Source organism: Robertmurraya sp. DFI.2.37 (genome assembly GCF_029211245.1).
Classification (GTDB): Bacteria; Bacillota; Bacilli; order Bacillales; family Cytobacillaceae; genus Robertmurraya; species Robertmurraya methanolica_A.
Map to the genome: position 1 here is coordinate 39,714 of NZ_JARGEJ010000005.1, position 19,838 is coordinate 59,551.

Annotated in this window: 15 protein-coding genes; 7 read left to right on the plus strand and 8 right to left on the minus strand. The window is 38.8% G+C overall.

Annotated features, from left to right (window positions below; translation table 11 throughout):
* The first annotated feature begins 126 nt into the window (after positions 1–126).
* Together addB and addA are read left to right on the plus strand one after the other, a co-directional pair.
* Positions 127–3,621: a helicase-exonuclease AddAB subunit AddB gene (gene addB, locus PZE06_RS04175; RefSeq protein ID WP_150914651.1), complete on the plus strand. Its 3,495-nt coding sequence runs from the start codon at positions 127–129 to the stop codon at positions 3,619–3,621.
* Positions 3,605–7,345 (plus strand): helicase-exonuclease AddAB subunit AddA, encoded by a 3,741-nt coding sequence (addA, locus tag PZE06_RS04180; RefSeq protein WP_150914650.1) that lies wholly within the window; start codon positions 3,605–3,607, stop codon positions 7,343–7,345. The genes addB and addA overlap by 17 nt, the downstream gene beginning before the upstream one ends.
* 314 nt (positions 7,346–7,659) lie before the next feature.
* Here the strand turns inward: addA and PZE06_RS04185 are convergent, their stop codons facing one another.
* The 6 genes from PZE06_RS04185 to PZE06_RS04210 form a co-directional block, all read right to left on the minus strand.
* On the minus strand, positions 7,660–7,878 hold the full coding sequence (locus PZE06_RS04185; protein ID WP_019153304.1) for a spore germination protein: 219 nt from the start codon (positions 7,876–7,878) through the stop codon (positions 7,660–7,662).
* An 85-nt stretch (positions 7,879–7,963) separates the two neighbouring features.
* On the minus strand, positions 7,964–8,338 hold the full coding sequence (locus PZE06_RS04190; protein ID WP_150914649.1) for a spore germination protein GerPE: 375 nt from the start codon (positions 8,336–8,338) through the stop codon (positions 7,964–7,966).
* Positions 8,339–8,342: 4 nt separating this feature from the next.
* On the minus strand, positions 8,343–8,522 hold the full coding sequence (locus tag PZE06_RS04195; protein WP_150914648.1) for a spore gernimation protein GerPD: 180 nt from the start codon (positions 8,520–8,522) through the stop codon (positions 8,343–8,345).
* Position 8,523: 1 nt separating this feature from the next.
* Positions 8,524–9,141, minus strand: coding sequence for a spore germination protein GerPC (gene gerPC / locus PZE06_RS04200; protein ID WP_150914647.1), 618 nt, complete (start codon positions 9,139–9,141; stop codon positions 8,524–8,526).
* Entirely contained in the window at positions 9,138–9,380 is a 243-nt protein-coding gene (locus PZE06_RS04205) for a spore germination protein GerPB (RefSeq protein WP_150914646.1), read from the minus strand. Before PZE06_RS04205 ends, gerPC begins: the two co-directional genes overlap by 4 nt.
* 22 nt (positions 9,381–9,402) lie before the next feature.
* Entirely contained in the window at positions 9,403–9,624 is a 222-nt protein-coding gene (locus PZE06_RS04210; RefSeq protein ID WP_095309945.1) for a spore germination protein, read from the minus strand.
* Positions 9,625–9,968: 344 nt separating this feature from the next.
* Here PZE06_RS04210 and PZE06_RS04215 point away from each other — a divergent pair, with 344 nt between their 5' ends.
* From PZE06_RS04215 to PZE06_RS04230, 4 genes are all read left to right on the plus strand, one after another.
* Positions 9,969–11,135 carry a DUF418 domain-containing protein gene (locus tag PZE06_RS04215; RefSeq protein ID WP_150914645.1) on the plus strand — a complete coding sequence of 389 codons (1,167 nt, stop codon included), beginning with the start codon at positions 9,969–9,971 and terminating at the stop codon, positions 11,133–11,135.
* An 18-nt stretch (positions 11,136–11,153) separates the two neighbouring features.
* On the plus strand, positions 11,154–12,038 hold the full coding sequence (locus tag PZE06_RS04220; protein ID WP_150914644.1) for a fumarylacetoacetate hydrolase family protein: 885 nt from the start codon (positions 11,154–11,156) through the stop codon (positions 12,036–12,038).
* Between the two features lie 99 nt (positions 12,039–12,137).
* Complete coding sequence (locus tag PZE06_RS04225) at positions 12,138–12,485, plus strand: YisL family protein (RefSeq protein ID WP_150914643.1); 348 nt, start codon at positions 12,138–12,140, stop codon at positions 12,483–12,485.
* Positions 12,486–12,651: 166 nt separating this feature from the next.
* Positions 12,652–15,561, plus strand: coding sequence for a bifunctional diguanylate cyclase/phosphodiesterase (locus PZE06_RS04230; protein WP_150914642.1), 2,910 nt, complete (start codon positions 12,652–12,654; stop codon positions 15,559–15,561).
* A gap of 53 nt (positions 15,562–15,614) precedes the next feature.
* On the opposite strand, the gene PZE06_RS04235 is transcribed toward PZE06_RS04230, so the two are convergent.
* The gene (locus PZE06_RS04235) at positions 15,615–16,178 is read right to left on the minus strand and encodes a DUF2777 domain-containing protein (protein WP_095309955.1); all 564 of its coding nucleotides are present in this window, start codon (positions 16,176–16,178) and stop codon (positions 15,615–15,617) included.
* 498 nt (positions 16,179–16,676) lie between these two features.
* On the opposite strand from PZE06_RS04235, the gene asnB reads away from it, so the two are divergent.
* The gene (asnB, locus tag PZE06_RS04240) at positions 16,677–18,527 is read left to right on the plus strand and encodes an asparagine synthase (glutamine-hydrolyzing) (RefSeq protein WP_150914694.1); all 1,851 of its coding nucleotides are present in this window, start codon (positions 16,677–16,679) and stop codon (positions 18,525–18,527) included.
* Positions 18,528–18,974: 447 nt separating this feature from the next.
* Here the strand turns inward: asnB and PZE06_RS04245 are convergent, their stop codons facing one another.
* A complete protein-coding gene (locus tag PZE06_RS04245; RefSeq protein ID WP_191963153.1) occupies positions 18,975–19,760 on the minus strand; it encodes a nuclease-related domain-containing protein in 786 nt (261 codons plus the stop codon).
* Positions 19,761–19,838 lie beyond the last annotated feature (78 nt).

The following is a 19,838-nucleotide window of genomic DNA, read 5'->3' on the forward strand; positions in this document are numbered from 1 at the left end:
GGCTCTCTGAATTTATGAAAAAAATGTCAGGGTTTCAAGCCGAAATAATCCTTTGTTTTATGGTAAGATGTGAGTAGTCTTCAGTAGTGAAATGGTAGAGTAAGGCTTTTTTTGGGAGGTTAAGAAATGTCTATCAGAATGTTAATAGGTAGAGCTGGAACAGGGAAAACAACTTTCTGTATAAACGAGATGCAGGAAAAAATGAAGTATGAGCCAAATGGAGACCCGATCATTTATTTAGTACCTGAACAAATGACATTTCTATCAGAATATAAATTAATATCGACATCTCATTTAGGTGGAATGATCCGAACGCAAGTTTATAGCTTTTCGCGATTAGCTTGGCGAATTCTTCAAGAGACTGGTGGGATAAGCCGTTATCATATTAATAGCGTCGGTGTCAGTATGTTGATTCGAAAAATAATCGAGGATAAAAAAGAGCAGTTAACATTATTTGAAAAAGCGGCTGATAAAACAGGATTTATTGAGCAACTGGAAAAACTGTTAACCGAATTTAAACGCTATTTGATTAAACCAGAAGATATAGCAGAACAGCACTTATCAGCAAATGATGCAAGTGAAAAAGTTCTTAAGGATAAACTTCATGATTTAGAAATTATTTACGAAGCATTTGAAGATGCATTGTTAAATAAATATATAGATTCAGAGGACTATTTACGCTTATTAGGAGAGCAGATTGCTTCCTCCGCATATTTACAAAATGCAACGATTTATATCGATGGCTTCTATAGCTTTACGCCGCAAGAATACATGATCATAGAACAGTTAATGAAGCATAGTAAGGATATGACCATTGCTTTAACATTAGATCGGCCATATCATCATGAAGCTCCTGATGAGCTTCATCTTTTTCGTATGGCAGGGGAGACGTGTCAGACTCTCTACGAAATGGCAAAAGTGGAAGGGGTGCATGTAGAGGAAATTCTATTCCAAGAGCAGTTTAGATTGACACATGATTCTTTAAAACACTTAGAATCTTTTTTTGAGCAGAGGCCGACTGTTTCGTTTGAGGGGACGCCGCTGGTACATTTGGCACAGGCTGTTAATCGAAGAGCGGAAGTAGAGGGCATAGCACGAGCCATTCGTAAACTTGCGAGAGAAGAAAATTATCGTTACCGTGATATTGCCATTTTGCTAAGAAATGGGCAAGAATATTATGATCTAATTGAAAATATATTTACAGACTATGATATTCCTGTCTTTATTGACCAAAAAAGAACAATGTTAAATCATCCGCTAATCGAGCTTATCCGCTCAACTCTTGAAGTGATTAACGGTTTTTGGAGATATGAGCCTGTCTTTCGAGCAGTTAAAACGGAGCTTCTTTTCCCAGAAAAAAGCGATGTGTCTAATCTGCGAGCACAAATGGATCAACTGGAAAATTATGTGTTGGAACATGGGATTCAAGGTAAGAGTTGGACGCAAAAGGAACGTTGGACATACCGTCGATTTAAAGGATTAGAGCTGGAAACCTTTGCTCAGACTGATGCGGAAAAAGAAAAAGAAGAGGAACTCAATGAGTTAAGGAAGATGATCTCCACACCAATTCAACGATTGGCAAAGAGATTCGCCAAAGCGGAAACAGGAAGAGAACTATGCGCAGCACTATATTACTTTTTAGAGGAGCTTCATATTCCGACGAAGTTGGAAAATTGGAAATTACAAGAAGAAGAGGCTGGAAATTTAGTCCGATCCCGGGAGCATGACCAGGCGTGGAACGGAATAGTTGATCTTCTCGATCAATTTGTGGAAATGCTAGGGGAGGAAGAGGTTTCTTTGAAGAAGTTTGCCACGATTCTTGATGCGGGGCTGGAATCACTTCGATTCTCTCTTGTACCGCCGTCTATCGATCAAGTGTTAGTAGCAGATCTTGAGAAATCGAGATTAACCGAGATCAAGGCTGCTTTTGTCATCGGATTGAATGACGGAGTTCTACCGGCCAAATTTTCTGAGGAAGGGCTGATTGCAGATGAGGAAAGAGAGCGGTTAGCTGTAAAGGGAATTGCGATTGCTCCGAGTAGTCGAAAAAGATTGTTAGATGAAGAATTTCTTGCGTATAATGCTCTGACAACAGCATCTGAACGCCTATTTGTGAGCTATCCTTTGGCCAATGATGATGGAAAGGCATTAATGCCTTCTTTATATATTAATAGATTGCTGGAAATATTCCCTAACATTCAGTCACAACACTATATTCAAGAAATTTCCGAGCTTCCTGAGCTGGAACAAAAAGACTATATTTCCCATGAAGAGACAGGCCTGTCTTTGTTGACTGGACAACTTCAGCAGCAAAAGCGAGGCTATCCTATTTATGATATTTGGTGGGATGTCTATAACTATTATATAGGGAATATAAAGTGGAGGGAGCGAGCTAAAAAGGTACTGCAGAGCTTGAATTACAAAAATGAATCGACGCAACTCTCTGAAGATACGAGTAAGGAGCTATATTCTGAAGTGATTCAAGGCAGTGTGTCACGGATGGAGCTGTTTTCTGCCTGTCCGTTTTCCCATTTTGCCAAACATGGCCTGAAGCTTAGAGAGAGACAGGTCTTTCGTTTGGAGGCGCCAGATATTGGGGAATTATTTCATGGCGCCCTAAAATATATTGTCGAAACAGTAATGGTAAGTGAAAAATCATGGGAGCGGATGACACAGTTGGAAATCGAACAGCTTGCAAAGGAAGCTGTTGAACTTTTAGCCCCGAAACTGCAGCATGAAATATTATTAAGCTCAAATCGCCATCATTATATAAAAAGAAAATTAGCAGAGATAATAAAGAGAGCCTCGCTCGTCTTGCAAGAGCATGCGAAAGCGAGCGGTTTTGCACCTGTCGGTCTCGAGCTTGGTTTTGGACCAAAGCAAAAATTGCCGCCGTTGAAATTTTCCTTAAGAAATGGAACAAAGATGGAGCTTATTGGTCGAATTGATCGTATTGATAAGGCTGAGGATGAAAACGGAGTATACTTAAGAATAATGGATTATAAATCAAGTGCAAAAGATGTCAATTTAAATGAAGTATACTACGGATTAGCATTGCAAATGTTAACCTATCTCGATATTGTTGTAGCGAATTCCAAAACGTTAATTGGTAAAGAGGCTGTTCCGGCTGGAGTCCTTTATTTTCACGTCCACAACCCGATCGTCAACACGAGCAAAATGCTCACTTTGGACGAGCTTGATAACCAGTTGTTTAAAAAATTCAAAATGAATGGTCTATTGCTAGGCGAAGAAAAGATTATTCGTTTGATGGATAGAACTGTCGATACAGGTGATTCTGCTATCGTTACAGCAGGGTTAAAAAAAGACGGAACACTTACGAAGCGTTCAAAGGTGGCGAGCCATGAGGAGTTTGATCAGCTCAGACGCTTTGTTCGCAAGTATTACGTGAAAACAGGAAATGCAATCGCAGGTGGGGATGTAAAAATTGCTCCCTATAAACTAAAGGATCGCAAGCCTTGTACGTTTTGCTCCTTTAAATCGGTTTGTCAATTCGATGAATCGTTAGAAGCGAATGACTATCGCAAACTATCGTCCTATCCAAAAGAGGAAATTTTACAGATGATGAGACAGGAGGAGGAAATCGATGAAGATACCAACTAAACCGGTTGAAGCAACGTGGACGGACGACCAATGGAAGGCAATATGGGCGAGCGGTCAGGATATTCTTGTTGCGGCAGCGGCTGGTTCAGGGAAGACGGCAGTCCTTGTAGAGCGAATGATCAATAAGATCATTTCGACCGATGAACCAATTGATGTGGACGAGCTATTAGTTGTAACCTTTACGAATGCCTCTGCTGCTGAGATGAGACATCGAATTGGAGAAGCATTAGAAAAAGCAATTAGTGATAATCCTTCTTCAAAACATTTACGTAAACAGCTTAGTTTGCTGAATAGGGCATCCATTTCTACTCTCCATTCTTTTTGCTTGGAAGTCATTCGCAAATATTACTATCAAATTGATGTTGATCCCGGTTTTCGCATTGCTGATGAAACAGAAGTACAATTGTTAAGAGATGAAGTGATGGAGGAGCTTTTTGAGGATGAATATGGCAAGCAGGAAAATGAAGCCTTTTTTGAACTGGTAGATACCTTTTCCAATGATCGCAGCGATGTTGCCCTCCAGGATATTATCCGTGAGATTTACGATTTTGCTCAGTCCAATCCTTCTCCACATGCCTATTTGCAATCATTGCAGAAAATGTATGAGGTAGATGAGGGAACAACGATTGAAGAGTTGCCCTTTGCCGATGTGCTCCTATTTGATATCGAGCTGCAGTTAAAAGGAGCAAAGGAGCTTTTAGAAAATGGCTTGGAATTAACAAAGCTGCCTGGTGGCCCTTCCCCAAGGGCGGAGAATTTCATCGATGATATTCGCATCGTTGATAGTTTCCTGGCAGCGAAGGAAATATCGTGGGACGAGCTGTACTTGCGAATGCAGGCAGAATCTTTTTCAAGGGCAAAGACATGCCGGGGGGATGAGTTTGATAAAAACCTGCTTGAAAGAGCACAAAAGCTGCGCGATAAGGCGAAAAAAATTGTTCAAACGGTAAAGGATGAATTGTTTTCTAGAAGACCTGAGAGCTTTATTCGGGATATAAGAGAAATGGCACCCCAGATTCGCACTCTCGTTCAGTTAGTGGAAAGCTTTGCTGCACGCTTCGCTGAAGTGAAGAAGGAAAAGGGATTAGTAGATTTTGCTGATTTAGAACATTTATGTCTGCAAATCCTGTCGGCGGAAGAAGGGAAACTGCTTCCTTCTGAAGCGGCCATTTCTTATCGCAATCAGTTTAAAGAGGTTTTTGTCGATGAGTATCAGGATACAAATATGGTTCAAGAGGCCATTCTTCAGCTCGTTACAAAAGATGGAGAAAAGAGCGGGAATATGTTTATGGTAGGGGATGTGAAACAGTCTATCTATCGTTTCCGTCTCGCTGAACCGAACTTGTTTTTAGGAAAATATCTACGGTTTACTGCGGATGGAGAAGCCTCGGGATTAAAAATTGATCTAGCGCGCAACTTCCGCAGTCGTAAAGAGGTGTTGGATGGAACGAATTTCCTCTTTAAACAGCTCATGGGGAAAACAGTCGGTGAGATTGAGTATGATAAAGCAGCGGAGCTCGTACAAGGTGCAAGCTATCCAGAAAGCGAACATCCAATTGAGTGGCTCTTGATTGAACAGGAAGGCAAAGATGACGCGGATTCGGAAGGTGATGAGCCAGAAGAGCTACCGTTTGATGATGTTGAGTTGGAACAATCACAATTAGAAGCTCGAATAATGGCTGATAAAATTAAGCATATGGTTGCTGAGCGAAAAGAAATTTATAATGGAAAAACGAAATCGACTCGGCCGATCCAATATCGTGATATCGTGATTTTGCTCCGTTCAATGACATGGGCACCACAAATTATTGAAGAGTTTAAAGAAGCGGGAATTCCCGTATATGCTAATCTTTCGACTGGATATTTTGAGGCGACTGAGGTTTCGATCATGATGTCGCTGTTAAAAATTATTGATAATCCATATCAAGATATACCATTAGCAGCGGTACTCCGTTCTCCAATCATTGGTTTGAATGAAGAAGAACTAGCACAGGTGCGCCTTCAAAGAAAGCATGGCTCCTTTTACGAAGCGCTCGTTTCTTTTTGTCAAGAGAGAGCAGCGGAAGGAACAGAAGAAATCCAAGAAAAATTGCTTCCCTTTGTTGAACGTTTACAAGGTTGGAGAAAGAAAGCCCGGCAAGGAGCACTAGCTGAGTTAATATGGCAATTATATCGTGATACAAAATTTTACGATTTTGTTGGTGGGCTCCCTGGGGGAAAACAGCGTCAAGCTAATTTACGAGCTCTCTATGATCGAGCTCGACAATATGAGAATACTTCGTTTCGCGGTCTGTTCCGCTTTCTTCGCTTTATTGAAAGGATGACTGAGCGGGGAGATGATCTTGGTGCAGCACGTGCCTTAGGAGAACAGGAAGATGTTGTGCGCATCATGACGATTCATAGCAGTAAAGGTTTGGAGTTTCCCATCGTGTTTGTTGCAGGAACAGCGCGTCAGTTTAATATGATGGACCTACGAAAACCGCAAATGCTTGATAAAGATCTAGGATTTGCGACAAAGTATATCAATGCAAAGAAACGAATTTCCTATCCTTCTCTTCCACAGCTTGCCTTTAAAAGGAAAAAGAAGCTGGAAATGCTTGCTGAAGAAATGAGAGTTCTTTACGTAGCGCTCACGCGGGCGAAGGAAAAGTTATTTTTATTATCTTCAGTAAAAGAATTAGATAAAAAAATTGCCGATTGGGAAAAGTCATTGTCAAATCAGGCATGGCTTTTAAAGGAGTATGAACGCGCTGCAGCGAAAAGCTATTTAGACTGGATTGGTCCAGCATTGATTAGGCATAAAGATGCGGACGTATTGCGTGGAAGTGAAAGCATTGATCAAGCGGTACCAGTCGAAATATATGAGCATCCTTCTACTTGGAAAATTGAGTTTATGAGAGCGAATGATTTAATTGCGAGAGAAAAGGAAGAGCTTACCGATCAAAATGATTTGATGGGGCGTGTCTATCAAGGGCTTACTGTTGAGATAGAGTCAAACTGGAAGGAAGAGATCGAAAAAAATTTAACATGGCAATATCCTTTCAAGGAAGCTGCAAGGCATCGTTCGAAGCAGTCGGTTTCAGAGATGAAACGTCAATGGGAAATGATTGATGAGGAGAGTGGAAAAGATTTGCTCTCATTTTCTAAACCTATCCTTAATCGTCCGCGATTCATGCAGGAAAAAACGATTAGTCCTGCAGAAAGAGGAACAGCAATGCATATGGTGATGCAGCATGTCAATTTAGCAGAGGATATCACAGTTGCCTCCGTTATAGCTCAGCTTGAAGAGATGGTGGCCAAGGAATTGCTAACCGAAGAGCAGAAACAAGTGATTGATGTCGAACAAATTGTCAAGTTTTTTACGACAGAGTTAGGGGAACGGATGCTGCACTCAGCTTTCTTAAATAGAGAGATCCCGTTCAACGCTGTTTTTCCTTCAAGTGTTGTTTATCCGAACTGGAATGGTGATAATGAACCGATTCTTGTGCAAGGAATTATCGATTGTGCGTTTGTCGACGAAGCTGGCTTAGTTCTTGTCGATTACAAGACGGACGCGATTCAAGAGCGCTATAAAGGTGGTTTTGAACAAGCAAGGCCAATCCTTGAGGAACGTTATCGCGTCCAGCTTAACCTTTACGCTCAAGCATTGGAACAAATTTTGCAAAAAGAAGTGGCAGAACGCTATTTATTTTTCTTCGATGGTGGACATGTTTTAAAACTATAAATGATTGATGTGACACGCTCGCTCGTAAACGAGCATGAGCGATTTAACGAGCTGGAGTAAGAACGAATGCTCAACTAGTAATCGTATTAAATAGGATATCTTCCCAAAAAACAGTCCTCAAGTCAGCTTGAGGACTGTTTTTTCTGTTTGGAGGTTTACAAACTTGAAAGCAAAATGGCTTTTGATGTGTTTTACAGTCGTTTCGACTTTTGTGAGCGAAACAGGAATGTGCAGCTACGTCTTCACCTATTTATTTGATCCGAATTGAATCAACTGAGATGTCTCATAAAGCTATAATATTTAAGAAGAAAACTTTAGTTATTTCCTGCTAAAGGCTGATCGACAAGGTTTGTATCGAGGGTATTGCTGGCGCTTATGAGATTGTTGGTAATAATAAAGCCGCCAGTATTACCAGCCCCCGAGCCCGACATCGATTTTGAAGCGCTCTTCGGGGAGATAAAAAGAGAATCTCCAAACTGAAGCACTCCTCCTCCTAAATTAATTACCTGAACAGGTCCTACAATTGCAGGCATACTAAAACACCCTTTTCTAATGGAATAAACGATTCCTAATTTAAATGCCTATTAAAATCTTATGTTCTTTTACTAATAATGTTACTCAATTACGGGGATGGAGATGGCGAATATGCTTAATCCTAGATTCCATATTGATATTTTTCGTGTTCCCAATGTGGATAATTGAAGATGTGGACACCCCTGTTATATCGAGAAATCCAACTTTAATAATAGGATGGACTGAGTTTGTCTCAAAGGATACATTTTCAAAAATTGGCTCCACTGGAATCGTTTCTGTAAAAATATCGAAATCAGAGAACTTGATTTCATTGCTAAAAAAAGTTTGCCGCTCACGTTGCAAAGCGATGGCACGAGAAAATGCTTGAATTTGTGAAGAATCTCCGACTTCAAAGGTGGAGACGATCGATAAAGAATTGATTATAACACGGTCAACAGCAGAGGTTCTCTTATTCAGCATCCCGCTACCCCTGTGGATTCAGTGGTACAAATGGACCGATGATCAGTGATTCTGCAGGTGTGTCAAAAATGGATGAAAGCTGAATCGTTTCGGCATCCCCAATTAAAACAATTGATGAGCTGGAGACAGCTTCCACTTGCATATTGCCAACTTGAAGCTCCCCGTTATAAACTTGTAAATTCATATCATTCGTCATCCTTTCGAGTAGTTTCCTTAGGTAAATTGTTTAAAAAAGTAAAAACGGCACTTCCAATATCTTTTTTCATTTGTTCAACGATTCCATCTGTTATTTTTTGCGATGCTTCAGCACTGCGCTCTTTTTCAGGAATTTGGGTAAGATAATGATCGAGCCGGCCGGGAAGCTGCTTTCTAATGTCATTTTTTATAAAATCTATATAAGAGTCATCCACATTCATTTGCATTTGTTCTTCGTATTCTTTGATGAGCAAGTTCAAGTCATTTTCTAAGTACTCGTCAATTTTTTGCTCAAGTTCCCTCAGTGGCTTCCATTTGTTTTTCATCGGAGAATTAGTGGTCACATTTTTATTTTGAACCTCGAAATTTTCAATTCCTTCAAGATCTGATGGATTTAAGCCGATATTTAATGTTCCTTCCAATGTCTCAACCTTTAATTGATCGAATTTATATTCGATTGTTCCAACCTGAACAGGAGGCTGGGCTCGAACTTCCTTCAGTTCATCTGATAAAGTTTTTACTTTTTTCTCTAATTCAATAATTCTTTTATCTTGTGCTTCCACAAAGCGGTGCAATTTCTCCAAATATGAGTAGTATTCACGGTTCACAGCGTCCCACCACCACCTGCTGGAGGGGCTAAAGGAACGGAAGGAACATGAAGATAATCTGTTTCAATCTCTTCTGGTTTGAGTGGCTCCGGCGCAGGTTCCGTAAATCCTCCTGTATTATATAAATGGCTTGATGGTTTTATAATTCCTGCACTGCCGATTTGCAGGACACAGGAGTTAGCAAGACTTCCGACCCGAAAATTATTTATAACAATTGATTGTTGAATGTAAAAATTCATAGAATCACACCTTTAAGTTCTTCTAACTATTGAAAAGGATACTTTGATCAGCGACATCCTGATCGAATGTATTGGTAGAGCTGTAGTTGTTGTGAACCTCTAATACATCTCCCGTATTAAATGAGCCTGCACCTGCAAAGGTTTTTACAGAAGCAATGGGCATAATTTTGTAGACATCTCCAATATTAAAAACAGAACTTGTTCCAATTGCATTTACTTGGGCGATCCCAACAATGGCTGGCATAGGCAACATCCTTTGTAATTAGGTTTCCTCTTTTATCGTATGTATTTTTGGGGCAAATGTGATGAAATCGCCTAAGGTGAAAATAAGTAAAATCCAGCTTAAAGGAAAAAGTAGGTGAGGGAGTCATACAAAAGCTTATCTAAAAATGTAGGAGAAATAAAATAGAACTAGAGTGGAATATTTAAATATTGCCCCTTTAATAAGAGGAGGTGAGAATGTTGATGATGAAATAGGCTTTTAGAAGCACATTGAAGTACGGGATGAATCATTGATTATATTTGAAAATTGCATGTCCATATACTTCCATCTATAATCGAAGATATAACAATTTTAAAGGAGCTATAATGGATACTTCAAAAACTAATAGAATTATATCTTTAGATATGATGAGGGGCTTTTCTATTTTCGGAATATTTCTTGTCAATATGCTGTCCTTTCATTCACCTATGCTTTATTTGAACCCTGCTACCTGGTGGGGATCACCGCTCGATAAGGGAAGCTATGCTTTGATTGACATTTTTGCGCAAGGGAGCTTTTATCCCCTCTTTTCTTTATTGTTTGGCTATGGATTAGTTCTTCTTTATGAAAGAACGGTAGGAAGAGGGAATGCATTTATGCCAATTGCATTTCGACGTTTAGGTGTCCTACTGGTGTTCGGAATGGTCCATGCCTTTTTTATTTGGCATGGAGATATTTTGATTAATTATGCGGTATTTGGCTTTCTTTTCTTACTTTTCATAAGGGGAACAGGCGTGGGAATGACCATAACAGGTGGACTTATGTGGTTTATCCCCCAACTTATTTTCTGCTTTTTATTGATTATTACTGCATTATTCATGCCAGAGTTAGAGTCGTCTATTTATCAGGTAGAGATGGCAAAACATTCGATTGAAGTGTATCAAAGTGGAAGTTTTGCAGAGATTTTCTCTCAAAGATGGAATGATTGGTCTATGGTCAATAATTTAGGCAACGGTATTATTATGTTGTTTTCAATCTTTCCATTCTTTTTAATCGGAGGAGGCGCTGCCAAACTCAAATGGATGGAAAGGGTAACAGAACTGCGAAGGCCATTGACGGTAAGTTTTTTCCTTTTCTTTTTTCTTGGCTTGTTTCTGAAGCTTTGTCCGTACATCTTTCAAGGCGGTCTTGCTTTTGAATATATTCAAGACACCTTTGGCGGACCATTGCTCGCCATTGCCTATGCGCTTGCCATTGCTTTAGTTGCAGATACGATAAGAGGAAAAAGGCTGCTCCGTTTTTTAGCGCCTGTAGGACAAATGTCGTTAAGTAATTATTTGTTTCAGTCATCAATCTCAACAACGCTTTTCTACTCTTATGGATTTGGACTTTATGATCAAATATCCGTTTTTTCTGGCTCGCTTCTTGTTATCGTTATTTTTGCAGTGCAAGTTATTTTTAGTTCATACTGGATGAAGACGCATCAATTTGGTCCGATGGAATGGGTGTGGAGAAGTGCCACATATCAGAAATGGCAGAGATGGAAAAAATAATTAATGGAGGATGAGAGAATGAAATTTGTTACAGCACAGGATGAGGAAGGGGTTTTTGTTGGCATTATTGAGGAAGGAGAAAAGCGAGTTCTTCCATTAAACCGCAGAGAAAACGATTTACCAGAGACACTTGAAGAATGTATTGCTACATCAGGGTTTTTTGAACAAGCGATTTCTATCTATCAGCAGGCTAAAGCAGCTGCTGATGAACAGTTTATCAACTTAGAGGCGGTCACTCTTTTAGCACCGATTCCAAGACCGAAAAAAAATATCTATTGTGTTGGAAAAAACTATGCAGAGCATGCTATTGAGATGGGGAGTAAGGACGATATTCCGCAGCATATAATAGTCTTTACGAAAGCGCCGACAACAGTAATCGGTCCGAATGAGCGAGTTTTGCATCATCGCGATATAACTGAACAATTAGATTATGAGGGTGAATTAGCTGTTATCATTGGAAAAAAAGGGACAAAAATAAATAGAGAAGATGCTTTAAACTATGTATTTGGCTATACAATTATTAATGACGTGACAGCGAGAGATTTGCAATCAAAGCATAAGCAATACTTCATTGGAAAAAGCCTTGATACTACTTGCCCAATGGGGCCGTGGATCGTGCATGCATCAGCGCTAGGAAACCCTAATTCACTTAATATTGAAACGCGCATCAATCATGAAATTAGACAGCAATCAAACACTGAAAATTTCATTTTTCCAGTGGAAGAAATCATTTCTGTTCTTTCTCAAGGAATGACTTTGGAGCCGGGAGATATCATCGCTACTGGTACTCCTTCAGGGGTTGGGAAAGGCTTTAAACCGCCTCGTTTTTTAAAAGCGGGAGACGAAATGGCCGTGACGATTGAAAAAATTGGAACACTGATTAATCATATACAAGCTGATTGAGAGAGGTTTTAAAAATTCGTTGAGACGAACCTTCTCATTTACTATTTCCAATGTAAATATGATAAGATATTCACGAACTTAACCTGAGGAGGAGCGCACATGTCAATACATATTCATGTTACAGCATGGGTTTTAACACTAGTTCTATTTTTCATTGCTTTTGGACTTCAAAAGGCTGGAAAAGAAAAGGGACAAAAAATTGTCCACATGATTTTACGTCTGTTTTATTTAATCACTTTTGCAACAGGTGGAATGTTTGTTCATTATTTAATATCTTCGTATTTAGTTGAGACGATCTTAAAAGTATTGTCTGGTATTCTCGTTATTGGCTTTATGGAGATGGTTCTCGTACGTACAAAAAAGGGAAAGACAACGACTGTATTTTGGGTTTTATTCTTACTCTCGCTTATTTCCGTTCTTTATTTAGGCTACAGCTTACCAATGTAAATGGGTGAATAAATCAACAAAATATCGACAAAATTCTGAAAAAAGCTGTCAAATTGGCAGCTTTTTCTTTATTTTCAATTTAACCTTTTCATCAAATGTGGTATTTTAAAAGAGACTATTCAAGCTATTTAGTATAAGTAATATAGAAAACGTCTAGGTGGTTTCTATGATAAAAACTATTTCTTATATGTATAAAAATGCAAACGAATTAACAAAGTTCATTGAAGATCACGCACTATATGAATACCCGAATATTTTTATACAGTTGTTTGCCAATTCAGCCGTTAAAGAAGAGGTTGGCGCTATTCAGAAATGCCTTCGTGCAGAGCTTCCAGTTGCACATGTTTTAGGCTGTACTGCTACGGCTGCCATCCAAAATGGACGGACGGTTGAAGAACAAATCAGCATTAACTTTACTATTTTCGAAAGGACTGAGCTTCACTCCTCATTGTTTCTTTTTAATGACTATGGTGATGTGAATGAGATGGGGAAAATGCTCGCTGATATGCTTACGAGATTTGATACAAGAGCACTCATTTTATTTTCCACAAATCATTGTGAAGAGCTAGCTGCAGTTCTAAACTGTTTTTATCATGAAAATCCTGATGTAATAGTAGCCGGCGGTGTCGCCACAGGTGATCATCTGTATCCTGAAGGCTTTGTTTTTTATGGGGATGAAGAAAGCAATCATGGGATTGTAGCGATATCATTGAACAATCCAGATTTACAAATGGAAACATTTATAAATTATAAACTTCAGGAAATAGGGAAATCTTTTACTATTACAAAAGCGAGCGGAAATATCATTTACGCCATTGACAAGAAAAAACCACTTCAAATTATCCAGCGTTATTTAGGAAAGGCTTTTATTGAGGATATTGAGACGTTAAAAGAAGAGTTTTTGTTTATGCTAGATACAAAAGGAAAGAAAAAGGTGATGAGGATATCGAAAATCCTCGAAAGTGGAGCTATAGAAATGAATCATCCTCTTGTTGAGGGAGACAAGCTAGTTTTCGCTTATGCGGATTTACCAACAATCGTGGATAAGTCTGTTCGAGAAATGAAAGCATTAGGAAAGAGAAATATGGAGGCAATTTTTACTTTTAATTGTTTCTCAAGAAAAAGGATTTTACATGGGTTTGCTGATGAAGAGCTGCGAATCCTCCACTTACAGGCACCAACAAATGGATTTTTTGCCAATGGGGAGATCGCCATTGCCGAGGGAATCCCGAAATTGATTGGTCAGTCTTTTACTTATTTAGCTTTGGCAGAAAATAAAGTACAGCGCAAGAAAAAGAACATGGCAATGGATTATGACATTTCTGACTCATTGAAAACAGTCGCGACGTTAACTCATTTAATGAAAGCGTCTCAAGATGATATTAATGAGTTGAACGCGCATCTCCGAATTTCTGAGCAATATTATCGCTCACTCTTTGATAATAATGCAGATATTGTCTATTCAACAGATTTATCAGGGAATTTCACTAGTGTAAACGCCTCTTTTGAAAAAATGTTCGGATATAAGGAGGAAGAACTACTCGGAAAATCAGCGTTAAAGTATATTAATAGAGATGATATTGCAAGGGTGCGTATGCACTTCTTTCGGGCCATTAAAGGGAGAGAACAATATTATAATATTGAAATTAACTCAAAGTCGGGAGAAAAGAACCTTTTTCACATTAAGAACATTCCGATTACGATAAACGGTGAATGCGTTGGGATCTACGGTATTGGTCGCAATATTACGGAACAAAAGAAAATTGAAGACCGAATTGTTCAGCTCGCCTATTTTGATCAGGACACCGGGCTGCCGAATCGAATTAAATTTACAGAGAAGCTTAGTGAAACATTGCAAAGAGCAAAAAAGAAAAAACGGCAAATCGCTGTATTGGCAATTGATCTTGACCGCTTTAAGATGATTAATGATAGCCTCGGACATGACGCAGGTGATGAAATTTTAAAGGAAATTAGTGAACGAATTCAAGATGCCATTCCAAGCGGTGCTTATTTAGGAAGATTTAGTGGAGATAAGTTTAATTTACTTCTTTCTAAAAATGTTGATATGGAAGAAATTATCAAAGTGGCTAAAATGATATTGCGCAAGGTGACAGATCCAATTCATTATTCTGAGAAGGAGTTTTACATTACCGCGAGCATCGGGATCAGCCTTTTTCCTAATGATGGGAAGGATGAAATAACATTGCTAAAAAATGCGGATATTGCCATGAATCGGGGCAAATATCCGGGAGGAAATCGAATTACTCTCTATTCTAAAAAAATGAATGAAGAAGCTTTTAAACGGCTGGAGCTGGAGAGTTATTTACGAAAAGCGCTGCAAAAACAAGAATTTTTTCTTTGTTATCAACCGTTAATTGATCTGAAAACTGGAAAGCTCTATGGAAGTGAGGCGCTTATTCGCTGGAATCATCCTGTCCTTGGGCTCGTTCCACCAGGAGAGTTTATTCCATTGGCAGAAGAAACAGGGTTAATTGAGGAAATTGGAAGCTGGGTGTTGAAAACAGCTTGTAAACAAAATAAACAATGGCAAAATTTAGGGATGGAAGGGTTAACGGTTTCTGTCAATGTGTCGGCAAATCAATTTCAGCAAACCAAATTTGTGAAAGAAGTGAAAAGGGCATTAGCGGATGCGAAGCTCGAACCGAAGTATTTAACGCTCGAATTAACAGAAAGTACAATGCTTCGCAATATTGATCATAGCATTGAAGTGATGAAATCTTTGCAGGAATTAGGGGTTCGTGTTTCAATTGATGATTTTGGCACCGGTTATTCATCGTTAAGTTATTTAAAAGATCTCCCGATTAACACTTTAAAAATTGATCGTTCTTTTATCAATAACTTAAGTCTTGAAACAACGGATATTGCCATTGTTAAGGCCATCATAACAATGGGGTACGGACTTGCCGTCAAGGTCGTAGCTGAAGGGGTAGAAACAGAAGAACAAATCAAGCTTCTTAAGGATTTAAAATGCCATTACGCCCAAGGCTTTTATCTTCATCAACCGCTGACAGCCGTTGATTTTGAAAAAGTGCTGTTGGCAAAGTCGATCTCATAGGAGCGTATAAAGCTGCACGTATCAAAAGGCGTCCATAATTAGGACGCCTTTAGTTAAGAAGATAATTTCTCAATGATCGTTCTTTTTCCATTATTTAATGTGAATTCGAATCGGTCATTTTTCTTTTCATAATAGCAGAAATGGTGCTGAATGCTGCAAATGTCTTCTTGGTTGTCAAAAATAATGAAATTGACCCCTTCTTTGCGATCTTCTCCTTTCAAAAAAGTTAGATGATTATAGCAGTAAATACAATCATAAACTGAAAAATGAAGCGAGTTTAAATGGGTGATGAATTGGTAAAAGGCGTCGTCAGATATTTCTTCTAGTAGTCGTTCCAGCGAATAAATGAGGTTTTTTCGGATTCGAAGAGTATCACTGCTTTTAAGAAGGAGAATTTCGTCTGCCATTGCCATCTTCCCATCTTCAAATAAAACTCCTTTTCTCCAACGAGAATGTCGCAGCACTTCAAGCTCTTGATGCAAATATTCTTCTAAAAGGGAAGCTTCCTCAGATTCATTTTCAAAAAAGACCCATTGGTCATTAATATACTCAATTGTGCCTTCAATATAGGCACGAATTTGGAACTCAATTAGTTTGGATCGTTGCTGTCTATTCATCGTTAACCTCCAAAAATAATTACTGCAGTCATCATAGCAATTGATACGAAGTACCAAGGCTTTCTTACATTGCCTTTAATCGTTAAAAAGGATCTGCTCAACATTCTTTCTAGACATTTTCCATTTATTTTAAACTTGCAAGGCCCTGCTTTTTTTAAAGTTAATTATTTTTGTCTGAAGCTTAGGACAATTAACCAATTTTTGAGCCCAGCATATGATGTTTACACGTACATTGTGAAATGCTGCTCTTAAAAAAATGGCTTTATTAAACAGAATTGTTAATAAAACGATTTTAAGCTCATTTCGTATGAAACATTGGTTTCGCTCACCTTTCAGAGTGATTGAAAGGTCTTCAGATTCCATGAACGATGGGTGAAACCTTTCTTATTCTTATCGTTTTATGGAATGAAGGAGGAAATGAGCCAAAAGTCAATACCAACATATAGCAAAGCAAAAGAAATCAAAGGACACACGTTCAGCTTAGAAAGGATGATGACAATGTGTGGAATTACCGGATGGGTTGATTTTCACCGCAACCTCTCAAATGAAAAAGACACGCTCGAAAAAATGACAGAGACACTGGCGAAACGAGGTCCAGACGATACAAATATATGGACAGACACACATGTTGGTTTTGGACATAAGCGGTTGATCGTTGTCGATGCAGAGGGTGGCAAACAGCCGATGGTACGTACGAAAAGTGGCAACCGCTACATCATTTGTTACAATGGTGAGCTCTATAATACGGAAGACATTCGCAAAGAACTCCTAATAAAAGGATATTCGTTTCAAGGTCATTCTGATACAGAAGTTCTGGTATCTGCCTATATGGAATGGGAAGAAAAATGCGTTGATTTTTTAAATGGGATTTTTGCCTTTGCGATTTGGGATGAAAATAAACAGCAGCTCTTTATTGGAAGAGACCGCTTAGGTGTGAAGCCATTGTTTTTTTCAGAGCATCATAAGGGGTTAATTTTTGCTTCGGAAATAAAGGCACTTCTTGCACATCGGGAAATGAAGACAGAGATAGATCGGGAAGGTTTGTCAGAAATATTCGCACTAGGACCATCAAGATCCCCAGGAAGTGGTGTTTTTAAAGGTATACTTGAATTAAGACCGGCCCATGCTTTAACCCTTTCAGCGAGTAACGGTTTGAAGATTTGGCGTTACTGGAATGTGAAAAGTGAGAAGCACGAGGACACAATCGACGAAACGGTTGAAAAAGTACGTTTCCTATTTAAAGATGCGGTTGAGCGCCAGCTTGTTTCCGATGTCCCACTGTGCACATTTTTATCAGGGGGCGTCGATTCAAGTGCGATTACGGCCATTGCGGCGCTCGAATATGAGAAAACGGGAAAAGGTCCTTTGCATACTTTTTCAATCGATTATGAGGGGAATGAACAATTTTTCAAAGCGAATGAATTTCAACCAAATTCAGATGCGGTTTTTATAAAGCAGATGACGCAGGAATTTAACACCATCCATCATAATTATGTGATTACCCAAGAAGAGCTAGCGCAATTTTTAAAAGAGTCTGTTCAAGTCCGCGATTTGCCAGGAATGGCTGATATTGATTCCTCATTATTATGGTTTTGTCGCGAGATAAAAAAAGAATTTGTTGTCGGTTTGTCTGGGGAATGCGCTGATGAAATCTTTGGCGGCTATCCATGGTTTCATCGCCCAGAAGATCTGCAAAGAGAAGGATTTCCTTGGATGCGCTCCATTCATGAGCGCCAAAGTTTATTACAAGAAAAATGGCAAAAAAAATTAAGTTTACGAGATTATATGATGGAAAAATTCAATGCGACAGTCGCAGAAACTCCAAGGCTCGATGGAGAAAACTCTTTAGAAGCTGGAAGAAGAGAGCTTTTTTACTTAAATATGATCTGGTTTATGACCACTTTACTAGATCGCAAAGATCGCATGAGTATGGGTGCTAGCTTGGAGGTACGCGTCCCTTTTGCGGATCATCGATTGGTTGAATACGTGTGGAACATCCCTTGGGAAATGAAAATGTACGGAAACAGGGAAAAAGGTTTGCTCCGTAAAGCGTTGGAAGATGTTTTACCACATGATGTATTGTATCGGAAAAAAAGTCCTTACCCAAAAACGCATAATCCGAAATACACAAAAGAAGTTCAGAATTTACTAGCAGAAATTATGAAAAACCGTGGCACCGTTCTCTATGAATTTTTCAATGAAGAAAAATTGAAAGCCATTATTGCTTCTGAGGGTGCTGCTTTTAAAGAACCATGGTTTGGCCAGCTAATGACAGGCCCACAGCTTCTTGCCTATTTAGTACAGCTCCATTATTGGTTTGAAGAATACAATATTCAGCTTGTGGAATAGTTGTACGTTCCGTATGAAAAGGTTCATGAGGACACACTCTGGCGAAAAAAGCAAAACCGTGTCCTCATGAAGGCTCATGAGGACACGCTCAAGCCCCAAACAAAACCATGTCCGCATGAAGTGCTCATCAGGACATGCTCTGACGCAAAAAACTCATGAAAGGCCCTAGAGGACATGATCAAGCAAAAATAGCCCGGATGAACTTTACAAATTGAACGTAAGTAGTTCCTTTAATATTATTCTCACAAGCTTGCTTAAACGAGTGCTCTTCCAAAAGAAGTTAGCAAAGAAGCGGTCTTCTCACTGTAAAACATTAGGGACAGCTGCAAAATTAGACATTGTGTGAAAATTTTCCGTAGCCTTTTCGTTTGAAATTTTTACTAAGAGTTCTTTGGATTTGTTTTTTGCTCAGAAGAGATTTACACCATTCAAATAATTCGTTCGTTGTTACTTTTCTTTCAGGAAGCGAAACTCTTGAAGACTACGTAAAACGGCATTTTCTATACTTTCTTCATGCGAACAGCTTTGACAAATTAAAGTTCCAGGCTGTAGTTTTTTTAGAAAAAATGAATGACATTTGGAGCAAAGGATTCCTTTCGTTAGTTCAGAGTATTGATATTTTGGCTTATAAGCATTTGGATAGTAGGGATGGTTTTCCGCTAAAAGAAGGTCAGCGAGCTTTCTATGTTTATCATTTAAATTGGATTTATTATGTTTTAATTTTGTCATGAAGCGATTGATTTGTGAGGGGAGAATCATCGTTTGATCAGGTGATGCATGATACAAAGTAAAGTGGGGGTGATTAAAAACAAGATATGATTTAATGGGAAAATGCTGTCCTTTTTCTTGTAAAAGCCTCTTTAATAATGACTCACATCGTTGTAATTGGTGGAGTGGATTTTTTAGGGGGGTTCCACTAACATACTTCCAAAGCTCTCCGTCAATGGTAAAATCTCCTTCAAAGTATTTTATATCAAAAATGTACAAACTATCTTGAGCGATACCTAAAGTATTAATTTGAAAAAATGAATTATTGTACTCTAATAGAAGACCATTTAAAAACAACCACTCTTCTGGAAAACTCTCCAACAAATCATCAAATTTCTTCTCTCCTTCAAACCCCTTTTCGTGATTTTCATAGTAATGATAGTCTTTATCTGATAAATGTTTTCGACGGGCTAAAGAGCGTAGAATCAATAACTCAGGGGATTCAAAACGAGGTAAAAGAACCAATGGATCACAACCTTTCAATTTTTTCAATTCTATCGTAACATTTTTTGATAGGTGAATAAAGTTGACGCACAACTAGAC